The organism is Noviherbaspirillum sp. (assembly GCF_036563305.1).
Lineage (GTDB): Bacteria > Pseudomonadota > Gammaproteobacteria > Burkholderiales > Burkholderiaceae_D > Noviherbaspirillum.
Window position 1 is genome coordinate 433690 of record NZ_DATCMQ010000014.1, and the last position, 20174, is coordinate 453863.

General features: G+C 67.3%; 20 protein-coding genes. 6 read left to right on the top strand and 14 right to left on the bottom strand.

The annotated features are described in order from the left end of the window. Window positions 1–70 precede the first annotated feature (70 nt). Window positions 71–445, bottom strand: coding sequence for a hypothetical protein (locus VIM12_RS14820; protein WP_331942431.1), 375 nt, complete (start codon window positions 443–445; stop codon window positions 71–73). Between the two features lie 237 nt (window positions 446–682). Further along, window positions 683–1603 (bottom strand): LysR family transcriptional regulator, encoded by a 921-nt coding sequence (locus tag VIM12_RS14825; protein WP_331942432.1) that lies wholly within the window; start codon window positions 1601–1603, stop codon window positions 683–685. Between the two features lie 173 nt (window positions 1604–1776). On the opposite strand from VIM12_RS14825, the gene VIM12_RS14830 reads away from it, so the two are divergent. From VIM12_RS14830 to VIM12_RS14840, 3 genes are read left to right on the top strand one after another with little or no spacing between them, the layout of a single operon-like run. Then, entirely contained in the window at window positions 1777–2838 is a 1062-nt protein-coding gene (locus VIM12_RS14830) for a zinc-dependent alcohol dehydrogenase (RefSeq protein WP_331942433.1), read from the top strand. Further along, a complete protein-coding gene (locus VIM12_RS14835) occupies window positions 2835–3926 on the top strand; it encodes a zinc-binding alcohol dehydrogenase family protein (protein ID WP_331942434.1) in 1092 nt (363 codons plus the stop codon). The genes VIM12_RS14830 and VIM12_RS14835 overlap by 4 nt, the downstream gene beginning before the upstream one ends. Beyond that, a complete protein-coding gene (locus tag VIM12_RS14840) occupies window positions 3919–4908 on the top strand; it encodes a GNAT family N-acetyltransferase (RefSeq protein WP_331942435.1) in 990 nt (329 codons plus the stop codon). The genes VIM12_RS14835 and VIM12_RS14840 overlap by 8 nt, the downstream gene beginning before the upstream one ends. 111 nt (window positions 4909–5019) lie before the next feature. On the opposite strand, the gene VIM12_RS14845 is transcribed toward VIM12_RS14840, so the two are convergent. From VIM12_RS14845 to VIM12_RS14870, 6 genes are all read right to left on the bottom strand, one after another. Further along, window positions 5020–6219 carry an NAD(P)/FAD-dependent oxidoreductase gene (locus VIM12_RS14845; protein ID WP_331942436.1) on the bottom strand — a complete coding sequence of 400 codons (1200 nt, stop codon included), beginning with the start codon at window positions 6217–6219 and terminating at the stop codon, window positions 5020–5022. Continuing rightward, window positions 6220–6399: a rubredoxin gene (locus VIM12_RS14850; protein ID WP_349257576.1), complete on the bottom strand. Its 180-nt coding sequence runs from the start codon at window positions 6397–6399 to the stop codon at window positions 6220–6222. 22 nt (window positions 6400–6421) lie between these two features. Next, on the bottom strand, window positions 6422–7276 hold the full coding sequence (locus VIM12_RS14855) for a fumarylacetoacetate hydrolase family protein (protein ID WP_331942438.1): 855 nt from the start codon (window positions 7274–7276) through the stop codon (window positions 6422–6424). A 112-nt stretch (window positions 7277–7388) separates the two neighbouring features. Next, entirely contained in the window at window positions 7389–8357 is a 969-nt protein-coding gene (locus VIM12_RS14860; RefSeq protein WP_331942439.1) for a tripartite tricarboxylate transporter substrate binding protein, read from the bottom strand. Window positions 8358–8405: 48 nt separating this feature from the next. Then, window positions 8406–9731 (bottom strand): Rieske 2Fe-2S domain-containing protein, encoded by a 1326-nt coding sequence (locus VIM12_RS14865; RefSeq protein ID WP_331942440.1) that lies wholly within the window; start codon window positions 9729–9731, stop codon window positions 8406–8408. Between the two features lie 35 nt (window positions 9732–9766). Next, window positions 9767–10555, bottom strand: coding sequence for a hydroxypyruvate isomerase family protein (locus VIM12_RS14870; RefSeq protein WP_331942441.1), 789 nt, complete (start codon window positions 10553–10555; stop codon window positions 9767–9769). A 143-nt stretch (window positions 10556–10698) separates the two neighbouring features. Here VIM12_RS14870 and VIM12_RS14875 point away from each other — a divergent pair, with 143 nt between their 5' ends. After that, a complete protein-coding gene (locus VIM12_RS14875; protein ID WP_331942442.1) occupies window positions 10699–11622 on the top strand; it encodes a LysR family transcriptional regulator in 924 nt (307 codons plus the stop codon). Here VIM12_RS14875 and VIM12_RS14880 read toward each other — a convergent pair. Together VIM12_RS14880 and VIM12_RS14885 are read right to left on the bottom strand one after the other, a co-directional pair. Further along, window positions 11619–12416 carry an SDR family oxidoreductase gene (locus tag VIM12_RS14880; protein WP_331942443.1) on the bottom strand — a complete coding sequence of 266 codons (798 nt, stop codon included), beginning with the start codon at window positions 12414–12416 and terminating at the stop codon, window positions 11619–11621. The genes VIM12_RS14875 and VIM12_RS14880 overlap by 4 nt on opposite strands. A gap of 41 nt (window positions 12417–12457) precedes the next feature. Beyond that, entirely contained in the window at window positions 12458–13579 is a 1122-nt protein-coding gene (locus VIM12_RS14885; protein WP_331942444.1) for a tartrate dehydrogenase, read from the bottom strand. A 96-nt stretch (window positions 13580–13675) separates the two neighbouring features. Between VIM12_RS14885 and VIM12_RS14890 the strand changes: the two genes are divergently transcribed. Continuing rightward, complete coding sequence (locus VIM12_RS14890; RefSeq protein WP_331942445.1) at window positions 13676–14587, top strand: LysR substrate-binding domain-containing protein; 912 nt, start codon at window positions 13676–13678, stop codon at window positions 14585–14587. Between the two features lie 34 nt (window positions 14588–14621). On the opposite strand, the gene VIM12_RS14895 is transcribed toward VIM12_RS14890, so the two are convergent. From VIM12_RS14895 to VIM12_RS14910, 4 genes are read right to left on the bottom strand one after another with little or no spacing between them, the layout of a single operon-like run. Beyond that, window positions 14622–15605: a cupin domain-containing protein gene (locus VIM12_RS14895; protein ID WP_331942446.1), complete on the bottom strand. Its 984-nt coding sequence runs from the start codon at window positions 15603–15605 to the stop codon at window positions 14622–14624. Window positions 15606–15618: 13 nt separating this feature from the next. After that, window positions 15619–16455, bottom strand: coding sequence for a fumarylacetoacetate hydrolase family protein (locus tag VIM12_RS14900; RefSeq protein ID WP_331942447.1), 837 nt, complete (start codon window positions 16453–16455; stop codon window positions 15619–15621). After that, window positions 16455–18098, bottom strand: a complete 1644-nt coding sequence (locus tag VIM12_RS14905) for an FAD-dependent oxidoreductase (protein WP_331942448.1) — start codon at window positions 18096–18098, stop codon at window positions 16455–16457. The genes VIM12_RS14900 and VIM12_RS14905 overlap by 1 nt, the downstream gene beginning before the upstream one ends. Before the next feature lie 49 nt (window positions 18099–18147). After that, window positions 18148–19119: a tripartite tricarboxylate transporter substrate binding protein gene (locus VIM12_RS14910; RefSeq protein ID WP_331942449.1), complete on the bottom strand. Its 972-nt coding sequence runs from the start codon at window positions 19117–19119 to the stop codon at window positions 18148–18150. 141 nt (window positions 19120–19260) lie between these two features. On the opposite strand from VIM12_RS14910, the gene VIM12_RS14915 reads away from it, so the two are divergent. Beyond that, the gene (locus VIM12_RS14915; protein ID WP_331942450.1) at window positions 19261–20166 is read left to right on the top strand and encodes an IclR family transcriptional regulator; all 906 of its coding nucleotides are present in this window, start codon (window positions 19261–19263) and stop codon (window positions 20164–20166) included. Window positions 20167–20174: the final 8 nt, after the last annotated feature.

Below are 20174 nucleotides of genomic sequence, written 5' to 3' on the forward strand. Positions count from 1 at the left end.
CAAACCGATGTGTCGGCTCGCGTGGCGGGGTGCATCCGGCCGCCCCGCCCTGCGGGGCACGCCGCGCAGGCTACTTTTGTGCTGCGTCGCGTCCCCGGCCAGCGTCGCTGCTGCCGCTGCGCTTGCGTACGGCGGCTGCGCGCTCGCTGCCGGATGCCGCCCCGCTGTCCGCACGTCCGACCCCGGAGGCGGCGTTATTGCCGGCAGATCCCGCGCCGCTTCCACCCGATGCGGCGCCCGCCTCTCCGCCCTGGTTTCCCGTGTCCGCGGCCGGCCCCTTCGAGCCGCCCGGCGTCATCTTGCTGTTCTGCGGACTCTGGCCATAGACGGGACGGGAACTGCCCTTCTGGTCAATGTCGGAAGAGCCGCTGATCTGGGCCATTGCAGGCAAGGCCGGCATGCCTGCCAGCGACATCAGCAGCGCGGTGACGAGGAATTTTTGCATGGTCGTATCCTTTCGCAGTGTGCCCCGGGGACAGGTCGACGGTGTCCGGCATGCCGGGGATGCGTTCAGCCGACGCGGGGAATCGTAATAGGCTTGACCGCCAAGGATTGCACCGGTTCACCGGCGTCGCCGTCCAAAACCGGATGCGAAGCATGGGAACCCGTGTCCGCCGGCACTTCTTGCGTGGGTATCGCTGCCATTGGCGCTGTGCCTGAACGCGTGAACCGCCTCGCGGGCCTATAGCTGTTGCCGTCGTTCGGCGACAGCCTCGCACAGCGCATCCACGAATGCCCGGGTGCGGGACGGCATCAGCTTCCTTCCCGGGAACACCATCCATGCCGGGACGGGCGGCATCGCCCACTTCGGCAGCACGCGCCGCAATTCTCCCCTGGCGACGTGCGGCGCAGCCATGTAGTCGTCGACCGCGGCGATGCCGGCGCCGCCGAGCGCCATGCGCAGGAGCAGCTCGGGCGAGTTCACCTGGACATTGCCCGGCGGGGTCCCGCTCCATGTCTCCTTGTCACGCGTGAGACGCCATATCCCTCGGCTTCCATCGCGCGTGGCGAGGTGCAGCGCATGGTGCTGTTGCAGCGCCTCCGGCGTCCGCGGTTCCCCGTGCTTGCGCAGATAGGCGGGAGCGGCATACAGGCCGCCGCGCAGCAGCGCCAGCTGGCGTGCCGAGAGTGTCGCATCGTCGGGAAGCGCACCCATGCGTATCGCCATGTCGAAGTCCTCGCCGATGATGTCGACGATGCGCGGCGAGACGTCGAGGCTCAGCGTCACCAGCGGATGGTCCGCTGCGAACCTGGCCAGCATCTCCGGCAGCACGAGGTTCGCGAAATCGGCGGGCATCGAGACGCGCAGCCGGCCGCTCGGCGTCGCCTGCCGGTTCTGCACCAGCAGCCGGGCGTCCGCGACCTCGGCGACGACCTGGCGGCCGTGCGCAAGCATCTGGCGGCCGAGGTCCGTCAGCGTGAGCTTGCGCGTGGTGCGCACCAGCAGCCGCTCCCCGAGCCGCGCCTCGAACTCCGCCAGCCGCCGCGAGACCGTGGACTTGGGCAGGCCGAGCCGCTCGGCGGCCGCGGTGAGGCTGCCTTCTTCCGCGACCCAGCCGAACAGCCACAGGTCGAATGCATCGAGTTTGTCTGATTGTTCCATGGATGGAACGATATTATCCGAAATTGCGCTTTTTCTCCGCCCTGCAAGCGAATAGCATGCGCCAGGGATGTCGATGCCACTCGCCGCCGCGCCGCGCCGTGGCACCGCGCCCGCCCTCGACCCCGCCCGGCAGCAAGCACCGCGCTCCTGCCTTGACAAACCGGAGAGAAACCATGTCCCGAGCCCTCAGTTTCCTGTCGCCGCACCGCCTCGCATGGCGGGAGGTGCCCGCACCCCGGATCCTTCATCCGGAAGACGCGATCGTGCGTCCTGTCGCCTCGACGACCTGCGACCTCGACCGGCTGATCATCGAGGGCAAGACGCCCTACAACGGCCCGTTCGACATTGGCCATGAATGCGTCGCGGAAGTGATCGCATTGGGCGAAGGCGCGACCGGCTTCTACCCGGGGCAACTGGTCATCGTCAGCTGGCACATCTCGTGCGGCCATTGCCATCGCTGCAGGAACGGGCTGAACAACACCTGCGCGTCGCATCCGCACGGCGCGATGCATGGCATGTCGGTCGGCGGCGAATGGGGAGGCTTCTTCTCGGACCTGGTGCGGGTGCCGTATGCGCGCACAGCCCTGCTGGCGCTGCCGCCGGGGCTGGATCCGGCTCATGCCGCCAGCATGAGCGACAACATACCGTTCGGGCATGAACTCACGGTGCCGCACCTTCAGAGGAATCCCGGCGCGGACGTGCTGGTGATGGGCGGCGTCGGCTCCGTCGCCTTGTTTGCGGCCGCCTACGCCGTTGCCGCCGGGGCAGGCAAGGTGGACTACGTCGACACCGACCGGAGGCGCCTCGAGATTGCGGAACGGCTGGGCGCCAATCCGGTGGAGAGCGCGCCGAGACGCAGGTTCGGCAGCTACCCGATCACGGTCGACGCGAGCGGCAGTGCCGAGAGCCTGGCCAGCGCGATACGCTCGACCGAACCGGAAGGCATGTGTTCGAGCGTCGGGGTCCAATTCGGCGACATCCCCTTCCCCATGCAGGAGATGTATGCAAAGGGGATCCACTTCTACACGGGACGCGGCAAGGGGCGTCCGAATTTCGAGGCGGCGCTCGATTTCGTCACCGCGCGTCGCGTGCGGCCGGAACTCGTCATCTCGGAAATCCAGCCGTTCGACATGGCGGACGAAGTGCTTGCCGCGCCTTCGATGAAGCCGGTGCTGGTGCGGCGTACCTCGTTGTCGGATACCTTCCTCTGCGACTCCGGGAGCGAAACAGCATGAAAGCGATTGCACTGACCCATTACCCTGACTGGGAAGATCCCGCGGGCCTGTTCGAAACCGACCTGCCGATGCCGGTCCCGCGCGAACGCGACGTCCTGGTGGCGGTGCAGGCGGTGTCCGTCAACCCGGTGGACAACCGCGCCCGCGCGCCAAAGGAGGCGGTGGAAGCGGCGCCACGGGTGCTGGGCTGGGACGCCGCCGGCATCGTTGTTGCGGCAGGCGCCGGCGTGACCCGGTTCAGGCCTGGCGACAGGGTGTACTACGCGGGCGAATACACGCGCGCCGGGTCCTATGCCGAATACCAGCTCGTCCATGAAGACCTGGTGGGAAGCATGCCGATGGTGTCGTTCGCCGCCGCCGCCGCCATGCCGCTCACCGTGCTCACCGCCTGGGAAGCGATCTTCGACCGCCTGCGCGTGCCGCGCGCCGGCGCGGGCGAGCGGAAGAAATCGATGTTGATCGTGGGCGCGGGCGGCGGCGTCGGATCGATCGCGACACAGATTGCCGCACGCGTTGCGGGACTGACCGTCATCGGCACCGCATCGAACGAACGCAGCCGGCAATGGTGCCTGGAGATGGGCGCGAGCGCCGTCGTCGACCATGGCAAGCCGCTGGTCCCGCAAGTGCGCGTGGCGCTCGGCCGGGACGAGGTCGACTACATCCTGCTCGCCGCGAGTGCGGACCTGTACTTCGGCGACGCGGCGGAGCTGGTGGCGCCGCAAGGCGCGATCTGCACGCTGGTGGAGGCGAAGCGGCCGATCGATTTCGGTTTGCTCTGGGACAAGAGCGTCACCCTGACGTGGGAGATGGTGTTCACCCGCGCATTGTTCCGGACCGAGGACATGCACAGGCAAGGCCAGATACTGTCGGAAGTGGCCGGCCTGATCGACGCCGGCGTGCTTGAGACGACGGAGACCGAGGTTCTCAGGCCGATTTGCCCGGCACAAGTCCTGGCGGCGCTCAACCGCCTCCGCAAGGGATCGGTTTGCGGCAAAATCGTGCTGGAACAGTTCGACAACCAGGAGCAGCGAGGACGGGAAGCGGAAGCGTCCGTTTCCACCGGCGCAGGAGGGGAAAAGCATGAATGACCACCGACATCCGCAGGTCGGGATACAGACGACATCCGAGGACGGCATCGCGGTGCGTCCCCTCGAGGAAGCGGACCTGCCGCATGCCGATCATGTGATGCGGCTGGCGTTCGGCACCTTTCTCGGCCTGCCCGAGCCGACCCAATTCCTGGGCGACGCCGATCTCGTGCATTCGCGCTGGCACGCCAACCCGGGCGGTGCGTTCGCCGCCGAAGCGGACGGCAGGCTGGTCGGCTCGAACTTCGCGACCAACTGGGGCAGTGTCGGGTTTTTCGGGCCGCTCACCACCCATCCTTCGGTCTGGGACCGCCGGGTCGGCACCCGTCTGGTCGAGCCGGCGATGGCCTGCTTCGAGAAGTGGGGCACGACCCACGCCGGGCTTTTCACCTTTCCCAACAGCGCGAAGCATCACGGCCTGTACCAGAAATTCGGATTCTGGCCGCAGTTCCTCACGATGGTCATGGCGAAGCCGGTCGGCGCCGCGGTGCGCAGTCCCGGGTGGACAAGCTGGTCCGAACTGCCGGAGGACCAGCGCGGCACTGCGCTGCAGGCGCTGCAGGCGCTGACGGACCGGATCTATCCGGGCCTGGACGTCACCGTCGAAGTCGAGCTGGTGGCGCGCCGGACCATGGGGGACACGGTGTTCGTTTTCGATGAGGCGGGCCTGGCCGCCGCCGCGGTCTGTCATTGCGGCCCCGGCACCGAAGCCGGCGGCGGCACCTGCTATGTCAAGTTCGGCGCCGCCAGGCCGGGATTGACGGCGGCAAGGCATTTCGACCGCCTGCTGGATGCCTGCGAAGAGCTGGCTGCGGCGAGGGGCCTGACGCGTCTGTCCGCAGGGGTCAACACCGCCCGCCATGCCGCCTACCGGCGCATGCTGGGACGCGGCATGCGGGCGGGCATCCAGGGCGTGGTCATGCAGAGGAACAACCAGGTCGGCTACAACCGTCCCGATGTCTACCTGATCGACGACTGGCGCTGACGGCGGGCGCCCATACCGCTGCTGTCATGCGGTTGCGGGCGTAGCGCGAACGCCGGGTATCGCAACGGCGGTGCGGGATGCGACAGCCCCTGCGAGGCCGGTACCGGACGCTCACCTCGGCGCCAGGCCCGCCATCATCGCCGCGCGCCGGGACGTCGTCGCCCCGGCCAGCACGAAGCCACGGCAACCGCCTTCCGCGCAGAGGTAGGTCCAGACGCCGTCCTCGATGCACGACCATGCGCCCGACTGCCCCGGTTCCGGCGGCACCACGACCAGCGGCAGCGCGGGCGTCTTCACGATCACCGGCATTGCTGCAAGCGCCAGCGGGGACGGGTCCCCGGCGAGCGTGGCGGCGAGTGCCCGGGCTGCCGACATCAGCGGCATGACGTACGGCAGCAGCCGCCCTTCCCCCAGGATCCCGCCGGCCTCCCAGCGGTCGTCGACGTACTCGGCGCAATCGCCGAGCGCGTGCACCCGCGGATGGCTGGTGCGCAGCAGCCGGTCGACCAGGATGCCGCGCCGGCATGCCAGTCCGGCGGACGATGCCAGGCCGAGATCGGGCCGCAATCCGATGGCGCTGAGCACCAGGCCGGCGTCGAGCCGGCTGCCGTCGGACAGGGTGACTTGCAGCGGCGCGTCCGGCGCGGCATGTCCATGCCGGTCGACCGCCGCCACCTTGGTGCCGAAACGCCAGCGCACCCCGGCCGCGCCGAGCGCGTCACGCAACGCTTCGCTTGCCGCCGGCGGCAGCAGGGAGGCGAGCGGGCGCTCCCCGGGTTCCACCACGGTGACTGCGTAGCCTGCCTGCGCCAGGTCATTGGCGAACTCGCAGCCGATCAGGCCCGCGCCCATGATGAGGATGCCGTCCGCACGGTCCGGACCCAGCACCTGCAGCCGGTCGTACAGCTTGCCGAAGTCGCCCAGCGAGTTGACGGAGAGGACCTGGTCCGCGGCGCTGCCGGCCACGCCGCTCGGGATTGCCCGCGCACCGCTGGCCAGCACCAGGTCATCGAAGGGAAGCGATCCGCCGCCCTCCAGGCGCAGCAGGCGGGCGCCGGTGTCGATCCCGCGCGCCCGCACTTGCCGCACCAGGCGCACGTTGAGCTGCTCCGCCATCGCGGCCCCCGGGGTGCCGACCAGCTGCTGCGGGCTGGCGCGCCGGGCGAACGCGTTCGACAGCGAGGGTTTCGCATAGAAGTCCCCGTCGTCCGCGGTGACCATGCTGATGGCGGCATCGGGACTGCGCCGGCGCAGTTCGCGCGCGACGGTCCAGCCGGCGAGGCCCGCCCCGAGGATGAGCGTGGAGGTCATTCAGACCTGCATCATCTCGAAATCGGCCTTGGTCACGCCGCAGTCGGGACAGCACCAGTCGTCACGGACATCTTCCCATCGGGTGCCGGGGGCAATGCCCTCGTCCGGCCATCCTTGCGCCTCGTCATAGACCAGGCCGCAGATGATGCACACCCAGGTCTTGGTTGTCGTCGCTTCCATCATGCATCCCATCCTGTTTCATTCATGCCTGCTCGGCCACCACGCCATTCACCAGCGTGCCGATGCCGCCGACCTCGATCTCCACCACGTCCCCGGGCCGCATGTACACCGGGGGCGTGCGCTTGAAACCCACCCCGCCCGGCGTTCCGGTGACGATCACGTCGCCGGGTTCCAGCATGGTGAAGGTGGAGATATAGCTGATCAGCCGCGGTATCGGAAAGATCAGCTGGTCGGTCTTCGCCTGTTGCATGACCGTGCCGTTCAGGCGTGTCGTCAGTTCCAGCACCTGTCCGTCCGCGATCTCGCCGCGCGTCGCCATCCACGGCCCGAAGCCGCCGGTCGCCGTGAAGTTCTTGCCCGGGGTCCATTGCGACGCATGGTTTTGCCAATCGCGCACGGAACCGTCGTTGTAGGGTGCGTAGCCGCCGATGTGCTCCCAGGCGCGTTCCTCGGGGATGCGGCGGCCGGCGCGGCCGATGATGACGGCGATCTCTCCTTCGTAGTCGAAACTGGCCGACTCGGCGGGTACCACGAGCGGCTGCTTGTGCCCCACCTGCGAAGCCGAGAAGCGCGCAAAGATCGTCGGATGGCCGGTCTTCGGCCGGTTCGCCTCGACCCGGTGCTCTTCATAGTTGAGGCCGACGCAGAAGATCTTTGTCGGTGCGTCGATCACCGGCAGATAGGTCACCTGTTCGATATCGCCCACCACCCGTGCGGCGTCGGCCAGCGAGGCGATCTGGTCCGGCGTGTACAGGCGCAGCGCAGCGGCGAGCGTCGGCGCACGGCCCTCAGAGGCCAGTCCCAGGTCTCGCACGTCGCGACCGGCGACCATGCCCCAGGATGCCCGGCCGTCCAGGCTGAAGCTGAGTAGTTTCATTGTTTCGTTTCCAAGGTTCTTGTGAGCGCGCAGGCGCGCGTGCCTGGCGGCACGGCCTGCGCTGGGATCAATGCGGCGGATGCGGCCGGTCAGGCCGATCGGGTGGTGCGGGTCAGTCGACCTTGACGCCGACCGCCTTCACCAGGGTTCCCATCTTCTGGAATTCGCTGTTGAAGAAGTCGGCGAACTGCGCGGGAGTACCGCCCCGCACGGCCGCGCCCTGCGATGCCAGGGTGCTGCGCAGCTCCTGCTCGCCGAGGGCCGCGTTCGCCGCCCTGTTCACCTGGTCGATGATCTCCTGCGGTGTGCCGGCAGGCGCCAGGATGCCGAACCAGGTGCCCGCATCCATGCCGGCCACCCCTGCTTCATCCATGGTGGGCACGCTGGGGAACAACGGCGAGCGCTCCCTGGACGTAATGGCGATCGGGCGCAGCTTGCCGCTTTCCGCAAGCGGCGCCGCGGTGCTGAAGACATCGAACATGAGGTCGATCTCGCCGCCCACCAGTCCTGCAAGCGCGGGGCTGCTGCCCTTGTACGGCACGTGCATCATTTCGGCCTTGGTCAGCATCTTGAAAGACTCCGCCGCCAGGTGGGCCGCGCTGCCGTTGCCGAAGGAGCCGTAGTTCAGCTTGCCCTGGCGCGCCTTGGCTTCCTTGATCAGGTCGGCCACGCTGTTGACCTTCATCGCCGGATTCACCACGAGCAGCAGCGGCTGCGTGGCGACCAGCATGATCGGCGCGAAGCTCTTCACCGGCTCGTAGCTCAGCTTGGGATAGGTATGCGGCGTGACGGTGAGCGGCCCGGCGGCGCTGAACAGCAGGGTGTAGCCGTCCGGCGTCGACTTGGCCACGGTTTCATGTCCGATCGAGCCGCCGGCCCCGGCGCGGTTGTCCACGATAACCGGCTGGCCGAAGCGCGCGGTCATCGACTTGGCGAGCAGCCGCGCGGTCAGGTCGGTCGAGCCGCCTGCCGCGTACGGCACGACCAGCCGGATCGGCTTGTCCGGATAGCCGGCGGCGGATGCGGTGCCGCACATGCTCGCGGCGGCGAACGCGAGAGAAAGAAACAGACACCGTTTCATCGCTTGTGCTGCGCTTACTGATTTCATTTGTCTCTCTCCATGTCGTTGTCATTCCTGCGCCATCTCCCGGGCGGGCACGGTCACGCGCCCGTCCGGATGGCCGAAACGCTCGAGCATCACCTGCTCGAACGGCACGCCTTCCGACGCGATCCAGCTGCCGGACCGCAAGGTATAGCATTCATGCCTGAACGGCGCCTCCGGCGCGATGCCGTTCATCAGCGCCTTGGCGCCCTCCAGTACCTTGCGGCGGAAGCGGACCACTGCCGCATCCGATGCCGACAAGTGCTCGACCGTGCGGTCGGCGATCCGGCCCTGGCTGTCCTGGATCATCGCATCCTGCTCGGCCACGCCGCGCACGCCGGTGAAGTTGATGTGCTTCTGCATGTGGCGGTCGATCAGGTATTCATTGCTCCGGTTGCGGATCGGGATGAAGTCCTCGTCCACTTCGGCAATGACCCCGTGCCCGCTCTTGAACTTCGCGACCTCGTCTTCGGCCAGCGGACGGTCGGGGTTCCAGGCGTAGGTGTAGATCCAGCAGTTGTGGTCGTCGATCGGGACCCAGGTATAGCCGAAATGGGTCTCGCCCGGCAGCGTCGACGGCGTCGTGCTGTGCGACGGCAAGGCGAACTGCGCGGTCCGCCAGTAGCGCAGCTCGCCATCGGCCCTCCTCGCCCCGCCGACCACGAAGCCGACCTCGTGCTCGCGTATCGAAAACTGCGGCATCGGGTCGTCCCGTATCCAGCGCAGGCGCTTCTCGTCCGCCGGCGCGTCGGGATTGTCGTTGGAGGGGACGCCGGGCGCGGGCATGTGCAGGAAAGAGAAATGCGAGGTGTCTAGCGCGCCTTCCACCGACTGCGCCCAGTTGCACTCCTGCAGCTTCTTCGTCACGAAGCGGTGCGACTCCGGCAGCCTGCCGAACTCCAGCTGCGGCACCTCGGGGATCGCGCTGCCTTCCTCGCGCGGGCCGAGATAGGCCCACACGATGCCGCCGTACTCGCGGGTCGGATAGGCCTTGAGGCGCATGTTGCGGTGATAGGCGGAGCCGGGCGGCACGTTCGGCAGCTCGACCGGCTTGCCCTCCATGTCGAACTTCCAGCCGTGGAAGACGCAGCGTATCGCGCAGTCCTCGTTGCGGCCGAAGTAGAGATTCGCGCCGCGATGCGGGCACTTCGAATCGACCAGCCCGACTTCGCCGCGCGTATTGCGGAAGGCGACCAGCTCCTCGCCCATGATGTTGACCCGGATTGGCGCGCCATCGTTCTCCGGCAACTGGCGCGACAGGGCGACCGGCTGCCAGAAGCGGCGGAAGTACTGGCCCATCGGCGTGTCCGGGCCGGTACGGGTAAGCAGTTCATTGTCTGCGGCGCTTAACATCGATGCTCCTCTGTGTATCGTGATGGTTCGTGCAGTCAGGCGGACGCACGGATGCCGAACGGCCTGCCCCATTCGAGGCAGTCGAGCGTGGCGCCCGACGGCGTGAATTCGCAGCCGACCCAGCGGTCCCAGCCGAGCTGCTCCAGCTGGTCGAACAGGTAGGGGAAATGGATCTCGCCGTTGCCGGGCTCGTTCCTGACCGGGACGTTGCCGATCTGGATATGGCCGAGGTACGGGAAAGCCTCGCGCAGCCGGGCGGTGATGGCGCCTTCCTCGGTCTGCACGTGGTAGGTGTCGAAGCAGAGCTTCACATTGTCGCGCCCGACCGCCTTGATCACGCTGATGCCCTCGTCGAGCCGGTGATACAGGAAGTCAGGGAAGCGGGCGGCACAGCAGGGCTCGAGGATGAGCGTGATGCCTTCCTGCGCGGCGATGCCGGCGGCCCAGGCGATGTTTTCCTTGAACAGGTCCATGCATGCCGCCCGGTCGAGGCTGGCGTCAATGTTGCCCGGCATGACGTGGATCATCGGCCTGCCGACCTGGGCGCTGTACTCCACCGCCGCATGGATGCTGTCCCTGAACGCGCTTTCACGCCCCGGCAGCGCGCCCATCCCGCGCTCCCCGCCGTCCCAGTCGAACGGGGAAAGAATCTGCACCAGAGTCAGGCCATTGTCTTCGAGGAGGCGGGCAATCTGTGCCGCCGGGTATTCATAGGGAAAGGCGACTTCGACGCCCTTGAAGCCGGCGCGCGCGGCGGCCGCGTAGCGGTCCAGCATGGGCAGTTCGGTAAAAAGCCAACGCAGGTTGGGGTCAAACTTCAGCATCTGGTCTCCGTGTTCTGGGGTGACTGATACGCGCCGGGTCGGACAGGCACCGGCGGCGCGTCCCGATGCAAACCAGTGTAGATTGGCCGCTATGCTTAGACAAACTAAGAATTCTTAGCCATTATTGAGGTTTTCTTATCAATATGAATGCTGCACAGAACGTCACCCTGCGCCAGCTGCGCGCCTTCGTCGCCGTCGCCGAAACCGGCGGCTTCGCCCCCGCGGCGCGCATGCTGCACCTGACGCCATCGGCGCTCAGCCTGCTGATCAAGGAAATCGAAACCACGCTGAACGTGCGCATGTTCGACCGCACCACCCGCACCACGGCCCTGTCCCGGGCGGGCGCGGAGTTCTATCCGCTGGCGAGGAAGCTGCTGGACGACCTGGCGCGGGCGGTGGAGAGCACCCAGGACCTGGAGCAGAAGAAACGCGGCACGGTGCGCATTGCCTGCACGCCGCTCTATTCCTCGACGCTGCTGCCGGAGCTGGTCCTCAGCTACCGCAGGAAGTACCCGGCCATCACGGTGTATGTGCTCGATTCGCTCAACCAGGCGGCAATGGCGCGCGTCGCCAGCGGTGAGGCCGACCTGGGCATCGCACCGCAACGGGCGGCGCCGCCGGAGCTGGAGCAGGAACTGCTGTTCCAGGACCGGATGGCCTTCATCTGCAAGCCGGATCACCGGCTGGCGACGCTCAAGCGCGTGAATTGGTCGCAGATCCTGCGGGAGCCGCTGGTGTCGCTGACGCAGGATTTCACCAGCCGGCTGCAGGCGGACCTGTTCAAGCATTCAAGCGAACTGGTGCTCAATCCGGCCCACAGCGTGTCCTTCATCACCACCGCGCTCGGCATGGTGCAGTGGGGGCATGGCGTCACCGTGCAACCCGAGGCGGCACTGCCCTTGCTGCCGCCGTTCGGCCTGGTGTCGCGGCCGGTCCATGCGCCGGTGGTCTTCCGTCACGTATCGCTGTACGTCAAGCGCGGATACCAGCTGTCGCCGGCGGCGGAAAGCTTCAGGGAATTTCTTGGCGAGTGGGTCGGCGCCAGGAAGACGACGGCGACGGACTAGATCATCGGCGTCAGGCCGCCGTCGACCGTGAGGATGGCGCCATTGATGTAGCTGGCGCGGGACGAGGCCAGGAAGGCGACGGCGCCGGCGACTTCCTCCGGTCGCGCCGGCCTTCCCTGGGGAAGACGCCGGCGCAGATCCTGCAGGACCTCCGCTTCGCTTGTGCCGGCGCGCGCGGCCTCCGCGGCGACGTAGGCGCCGAATCGACCGGTGTCCGTCACCCCCGGATTGACCGCATTTACCCGCACGCCGTGCTGCCCGTACGCCGCCGCCAGGCCCGCGCTGACCAGCATGAGGGCGGCATTGGCCGCGCCGCCGGGCAGGTGGACGGGGCTGGCGACCTTGCCGCCGGTGCCGACGATATTGACGATCGCGCCCTTGCCGCGCGCCGCCATCCGCTTGATCGCCGGATCGAGCATGTGGAGGTAGCTGAAGTACTTGCTGTCCATCGCATCGTGCCAGTCGGCGATGGCGAGATGTTCGGGCGCGGTGCGCCGCGCGGCCCCTGCCGCATTCACCAGCACGTCGACCGGGCCAAGGCCGGCCTCGGCCTGGTCGAGCGCTGCCGCGGCGGCGGCGGCATCCCTGAGGTCGGCCTGTATGGCGGCAAGCCGGCCCTCGCATCCGCCGCGGCCGCGCGCCAGTTCTTCCCGCGCCGCCCGCAGCCGGTCGGCGTCGCGTGCCACGATCGTGACGCGCGCGGCCTCCCCGAGGAACAGGGCCGCGCAGGCCAGGCCTATCCCGCGGCTGCCGCCGGTGACGATGACATGCCCATCCTGCAGTCCGAGATCCATGCCTGTTCCTCCATCGCTTCCAGCGCGCGCCGGTCAACCCGTCATGCGTCGATCGTCTTCACCAGGTCGGCGATCGCCCGTCCCATGGCTTCGGTGCCGGCCGTGCCCTTGAGATCGGGCGTGCGCGGGCCGTTCGCCAGGGTCGCCTCGATCGCCTTGAGTATGGCGTCGTGCGCGCGCCTGTAACGGTCGTCTCCTGCCAGCGCCGGGTCGCCGCCGAGGAAGTCCAGCATCAGCGCGCCGGACCAGATCATCGCCACCGGATTGGCGATCTTCTTGCCGTAGATGTCCGGCGCCGAGCCGTGAACCGGCTCGAACAGCGATGGAAACCGGCGATCCGGGTTGAGGTTGGCGGACGGCGCCAGTCCGATGGTGCCCGCGCATGCGGGTCCGAGGTCGGACAGGATGTCGCCGAACAGGTTGGAGGCCACCACCACGTCGAAGCGCGTCGGATCCAGCACGAAGCGGGCGGTTAGGATGTCGATGTGCTGGCGGTCGGTCGTGATGTCCGGATACTGCGCGCCCATGAGGTCGGCCCGCTCGTCCCAGTAAGGCATGCTGACGGCGATGCCGTTGGACTTGGTGGCGACCGTCACGCGCTTGCGCGGCCGTGACTGCGCCAGCTCGAAGGCGAAACGCAGCACCCGGTCGCAGCCGGTACGCGTAAACACCGATTCCTGGATCACCAGTTCCCGCTCGGTGCCCTCGAACATGCGCCCGCCCACGGACGTATATTCGCCTTCCGTGTTCTCGCGCACCACGAAGAAATCGATGTCCCCCGGCTTGCGGTTCGCCAGCGGACACGGCACGCCCTCGAACAGGCGCACCGGGCGCAGGTTGATGTACTGGTCGAAGTCGCGGCGGAACTTCAGCAACGAACCCCACAGCGAAATGTGGTCCGGCACGCGCGCCGGCCAGCCCACCGCGCCGAAGTACAGCGCGTCCACGCCCTCGAGCTGCGCGCGCCAGTCGGGCGGCATCATGGTCCCGTGCTGCTCGTAGTAGTCGCAGCTGGCCCAGTCGATCGGGCGGAAGTTGAGATCAAGGCCGAAGCGTTCGGCCGCCGCGTCGAGCACCCGCAGGCCCTCGGGCATCACTTCGTTGCCGATGCCGTCACCGGGAATGACGGCGATATTGAACGGTTTGCCTGCAGCCGGATTCATGCGCACTTCCTCCAAAAAATGGTAGCCAGCCTCGATCCTATCTCCATACGGACCGCTTTATAATCCCCTGCACCGTGAATCTAAAATGCACATTTCGTGAATAATCAAGTCCTGCCCGAGGATCTGCGGGTGTTCGCCGCGGTGACCCGCCGCTCCAGCTTCGCCGCCGCCGCGTCGGAGCTCGGCGTCTCGCCGGCGTACGTGACCAAGCGCATCCGCCTGCTGGAAGCCCAGCTCGAGGTGAGGCTGTTCCACCGCACGACCCGGCGGGTGGTCATCAGCGAGGACGGCGAGCGGGTGTATGCCTGGGCGCAAAAGATCCTCGACAACATCGACCATCTCTACGACGAGGTCGCCATGACGCGCGCCACGCCGCGCGGCCGGCTGCGCATCTGCAGCAGCTTCGGTTTCGGACGCCGGGTGGTGGCGCCGGCGATTGCGGAGCTGGTCACCCGGTATCCGGAGATCGAGGTGCGCTTCGAAGTCTTCGATCACCTCATCGACATTGCCCGCGAGGGTTTCGACATCGACGTCCGGGTCGGCGACGAGATCGCCGGCGACATGATGGCCCGGCGCCTCGCCATGAACCACAGGGTGCTGTGCGCCGCGCCGGCCTATCTTGCCCGGCGCGGCGCGCCCCGCAGCGTGGCGGAGCTGGCCGGGCACGACTGCCTGGTGATCAAGGAACGCGACCACCAGTTCGGCGTATGGACGCTGCACAACGGGCGCCAGAAGGAAACCGTCAAGGTCACCGGCCCGCTGTCGTCGAACAACGGCGAGATCGTCATGCGCTGGGCGCTGGACGGAAAGGGCATCGCCTTGCGCTCGGTCTGGGATGCCCGTCCGCACATCGCGCGCGGCGAGCTGGTCCAGGTGCTGCCGGCCTGCCGCCAGGACGCCAACATCTGGGCGGTATACCCGTCGCGGCTGACCAGTTCGGCAAAGGTCCGGGTGTGCGTGGAGTTCTTCGAGGAGTACTTTCGCCGGGAGGCGGCGGGGCGCAGGTGACGCATTTTTCCCGGCGCCAGGCACGGTCGCGCCGCTACCGCGGCTCGACCTTGAGCCAGCCCATCGCCCGCATCACCGGCGCGTCCGAAATGCACAGCAGCACGGCTTCCTCGTCCGCGTGGAAGGAATGCGGGTTCCAGCTCGGCACCACCAGCATGTCGCCCTTGCTCCACGCGACGCTGCGGTCGCCGAGTTGGGCGGTGCCCTGCCCCGCCACCACCGCAAAGATCTGGTTTGCGGTGGTGCGCGGATGGTCCCAGGTGCTTTGCGCGGCGAGGTGCACCGCGGTCCGTCCCATGGTCGGCAGGGAGTCCGCGCCGAGTTCCAGCGTACGCACGCCCGGCGCAACTTCAGGTGCGGCGACGAGGGCCGGCCGATAGTCGGCAAAGGCGAAACGCATCGGCGAGGCAGGGTCGGTTCCGCTTGCCGGCTCGAGGCGGTCGGGATGCACATTGAAGAACATCGGGCCCAGGTACTGCACCAGCGGCGCGTCGAGCACATCGATCCAGTAGCTGTCCTGCGCGCTCTCGTTCGCATGGCCGTGATACTGCCAGTTGGGCGTGAGCAGCACGTCGCCCGGCAGCATCGGGATCTTCTTGCCCTCGACGATGGTGTAAGTGTCGGGGGCGGCCTCCAGCACGATGCGCATGGCATTCGGCGTGTGCCGGTGGCTGCGCGCGGACTCTCCGCCCTTCACCATCTGGTAGGCGCCGACCATGGTGCGCGTCGTCGCATAGTCGTTGCCCGGAATCGGATTGGCCATGATCAGGTTGCGCCGTTCCGCCCATTCGGTGCCGACCAGTCGCCCGGCCGCGTGCAACGCGGCGCGCGCGTCGGCGTAGCGCCAGTGGGCCGGCACGAAGAACTGCTTCGGCTCCGGATAGATGGACGGGGTCGGCTTGGCCCAGCCGTTCTTCATCCGCACCTCGTCGAGCAGCGCGTACAGGCTCTCCAGGTCGCCCGCCGCCGCGAAATCCACCGAGGGGCCGCCGGCCGCCCGTGTTTCAGTGTTGCTCATTGCCTGCCCTCCTTCACTGGATGTCGAGCGTCATGGCGCCCACATGCTCGATCTCGATGCGCAGCCTGTCGCCCTTCCTGACCGGGCCGACGCCCTCCGGCGTGCCGGTGGCGATGATGTCGCCCGGATGAAGGGTCGCCACGCGGGAGGCGAGTTCGATCATGCCCGGGATGTCCACGATGAGGTCGCGCGTGTTCGCATTCTGGCGCAGCTCGTCATTGATCCACAGCTTCGCCTGCAGCTGCGCGGGATCGGGAACCTCGTCGGCGGTGGTGATCCACGGTCCGAACGGGCAGAAGGTGTCGTAGGACTTGCGCATCACGCGCTCCTCGTTGCCGCGTACCACCATGTCGACCAGGCACGCGTAGCCGAAGATGTGGTCCCAGGCCGCCTCCCGGCTGATGTTCCTGCCGCCCTTGCCGATGACGATGCCCAGTTCGCACTCATGATGGATCTCGCGCCCCGGCAGGTCCGGCAGCACGATCGGATCGTTCGGGCCAGACAGCGAGGAGTTGGCCTTCAGGAAGAAGCCGTTCAGGTCCGCGCGATTCTTCGATTGCATCTCCTCGCCGTGCTTGACGTAGTTGACCGGATAGGCGAGCAGCTTGTTGGGCCATTCGACCGGCACCTCCAGCCGCACCGCGTCGCGGTCGATGGGCTTGACCGCCGGATGCGCGAATATTCCCTTCATGCGCTCGTCGAACCTGGCGATCAGCTGCACCATCTGCACCGGCGGCCAGGCCCCCGGGTCCACGCCAAGCGCCTCGGTCAGGTCGTAGGAAGTCTCCCGGCCGGCCTCGTCCACCGTGCTGGCCCCGATCCGGCCGCCGTTGAATCTGAACAATTTCATCAAATCTCCTTGTAATTTCCACTCACTATCTGCACTACCGCGACGCCGTCCTCCGGCAGCGCGTCGCCGCGCCATGCCACATGGCCATCCGGCCGTACCAGCACGCAGGACCGTTCGTACAGCGCCTGCGCGCCGGCGTCGTGGATACGCACCACCTGCAGCGGCACCCCGCGCGCCGCGGCGGCCGCCGCCAGTGCCTCGGGATCGCCATGGGCGTCTGCGAACAGCAGCAGCACGAAGCCGCGCCCGTACAGGTCGAGCATCGAGCGGCCGTCCGCCAGCCACGCATGGGGCGCGCGGGATCCCGGGCGCGTGCCGGGGCGGTAGTTCATCCCGTCCGCGTATTCCTGTTCGATCTGTTCGCGGGATTCCTGCTCGGTATAAAGGTTGATGGGCGAGTCGACATAGCGATAGCCGAGATGCATGTTCATGGAGAACCACTCGCGCTTCAGGCCCTCGGTCAGCGCGCGTCCCACGCGTTCGCGCACCAGCCTTCCTTCCTCGCTGTCCTCATAGAGCTTCTCGCTGCTGCGCGCCCCCTTCATGATCTCCAGGTTGCCGGTCGAGAAGCGGGTAATGCGGACGGCAATCGGCCGCCGCTCGATCCCGTACGATTCGAGCAGCACATCCCCGCCCCAGCCGGCCAGGACCGCATCGAGTTTCCATGACAGGTCGACGGCGTCGCCGATGCCGGTGTTCATGCCCAGTCCGCCGGTAGGCGAGGTGAGATGGCAGGCGTCGCCGCACAGGAATGCCCTGCCGTCGCGGTAGCGGTCGGCCACCAGTTCGCGGCGCGCCCAGCGCAGCACGCTCAGGATCTCCAGCGGGAACGGCTTTCCCATCAGGCGATGGGCGATCTCGCGCAGCTGTTCCTCGCTGTAGATGACCTTCTCCTGCGCGTTACCGACCAGCGACATGCGCCAGTTGTCCTTGCCGTTGATGGCGACGATGGTGGCCCAGATGCCATCCGGGCCGACGAACATGTAGCGATAGCCGGGGCGCTTGTCGTGCAGGCTGTTGAATTCCGGGCAGCGGAAGATGACGTTGGTGGTATAGGTGAGCAGGCCCCGCCCCTGCATCGGGATGTTGAGCTGCTGCCGGACCTGGCTCTTGCCGCCGTCGCAGCCGACGATGTACTGCGCGCGGACGGCGACCTCCTCCCGGGTCTCCAGGTCCCGCACCCTCGCAGTGACGCCCCGGGCGTCCTGGGTAAAGGACAGCAGCTCATGGCGGTACCGCATCTGCACGCCCGGCTGCGATTCGGCGAACCGGCGCAGGATCGGGTCGAACATGTTCTGCGGGCAGCGCTCCCGTTTCTGCGGGCTGTCCGGCGGCGGTCGGTCCTCGCGCATGCTGGGGAAAGATTCCCGGCCCAGTTCGTAGCCGGTCATCGCGGTCAGGTACACGTTGTCCTGCGGGTAGTCGCGGTCGTACGGGCTCGCCTCGACATCCTGGACGATGCCCCAGCGGCGGCAGAACTCCATCGTCCTGATCCCCACCTGGTCCATCTTCGGCTGGAAGATCTCGCCGTCGCCCATCTCCACCACCAGGCAGCGGCGCCCGCGCCAGCCGAGGTCGCCGGCCAGCACCAGCCCTACCGGACCGGCTCCCACGACCAGTACTTCGGTCTCAAGCTGCTTCAATCTGTCTCTCTCTTGATGAAATGGCCGGCCGCGCGCGGCCGGCGCGGGTTCATTCCGCCTCGATCTTCGCGGCGCGGACCATTTCGGCGGTCTGCGCCGTGTCCTTGCGGATGCGCTCCGCGAACTCCTTCGGCGCATTGGCGACGATGCTCAGGCCGCGCGACGTGCCCTGCTTCTCGACGAAGCTGGGCTGCTTGAGGATCGCGGTGATGTCCGCGTTGATCTTGTTGACGATGTTTGCCGGGGTATTGGCCGGCGCGAAGACCCCGTACCAGACGCCGGCCTGCAGGTAGGGATAGCCCATCTCCGCTGTCGTCGGCACGTCGGGGAATTGCGGCGAACGCTTCTGTCCCGCAATCGCCAGCGCCTTCATCTGTTTCGTGCGCAGCATCTCGCCGGCAACGCCCGCGCTGCCCGTGCCGAGGTCCACCTCTCCCGCCACGATGGCGGTCAGCATCGGCGCCACGCCCTTGTAGGGGATGTGCAGGATGTCCGTCCCGGCGCGCTCGTTCAGCATCGAGAACACCAGTTGCGGCTGGCTGCCGCCGCCGTAGGAGCCGTAGTTGAGCTTGCCCTTCTCGCGCTTGGCAAGGTCCACAAGTTCGCGCAGGTTGTTGGCCGGCAGGCTGTTCTTGGCAAGCACGAAGTGGTCGCTTTCCGCCATCAGGGTGACGGGAGCGAAGCTCTTGTCCGGGTCATAGGGCAGCTTCTTGTACAGGAAGCGGTTGGCGACGAAGGTCTGGTCGACCGTTGCCAGCAGCGTGTGCCCGTCAGGGGTCGCGCGGGCGACCGCATCGGCGCCGATCAGGGTGCCGGCGCCCGGCTTGTTCTCGACGACGACCGGCTGCCCCCACTTGGCGGTCAGCTCGACTGCGACCGCGCGGATCATGATGTCCACGCCCCCGCCCGGCGCATAAGGCACGATGATTGTCACCCGCTGCGAAGGGAATTGCTGGGCGAAAGCGGATGTCGCGAGACCGAGGGAAAGCAGGCCTGCCGTAAGAAGTGTTCTGCGATTCAAAATGTCTCCTCCTGTGCACCGAAGCGCGAAATTGTCCGGTATAATTCGCACTGCGAATAAGATACTCGCTTTGCGAATTAAAAGTATAGCAGCCAAGCCGGCGGAGGTGAGCTGTTTTTCCATTGCAGGAGAATCATTGCCATGACGACAACAAACACCAGGAAAGCGTCCGCGAAAAAAACGCCCGCGAAAAAAACCGCTTTGCGGGACGTGGTTGCCGGCGGAAGGACCAGGGACGACAGCGAAGGCGGCATCGCGGTCGAGGACGGCGCGCAGCAAGGCGGCAGGGAGAAGGATCGACAGTACGTGACGGCACTGGCCAGGGGCCTGGAGGTCTTGCGCTGTTTCAGCCCTGCGCGGCCAGTCCTGGGCACCGCCGACATCGCCCGCATGACGGGCTTGCCCCAGCCGACCGCATGGCGGCTTTGCTACACGCTGCTGCAGGAGGGCTACCTGGTGCCGGCGGAGCGGGACAAGCTGAGGCTGGGCATACCGGTGCTGAGCCTGGGCTATGCAGTGCTCGGCAGCGCGCCGATCGCGGACCTGGCAAAGCCCGAGATGCAGCGCATCGCGCTGAAGTACCAGGGCGCGGTCTCGCTCGGCGTCAGGGACGGCAGGGACATGGTGTACCTGCAGCGATGCCAGGGCTCGTCCATCATCCTCAGCGAACTGCGGGTCGGCTCGCGCGTGCCGCTGGCGACCTCGGTGACCGGATGGGCCTACATTGCCGGACTCGGCGCGGCCGAACGCGAGGCGCTGTTCGACGAGCTGGCGTCCGAGCGGGAGTGGGACAAACTGCGCCCGAAGGTCGAGCAGGCGCTCGCCGACTATGATCGAACCGGCTACGTGATCAACAAGGGCTCGCTGCATCCGCAGGTCAATGCGGTGGCGGTGCCGCTCAAGTCCGACGACGGACGCGTGCTGCTCTCGCTCAGCTCCGGCGGCATCAGCCAGATGTTTGACGACGGCAGGCTGCAGGAAGTCGGCGCGGAACTGCGCAAGCTCAGCGCCGACCTCGTGCCAGCGCTCGGCGCGGCCACCCTCTGACGACCGTG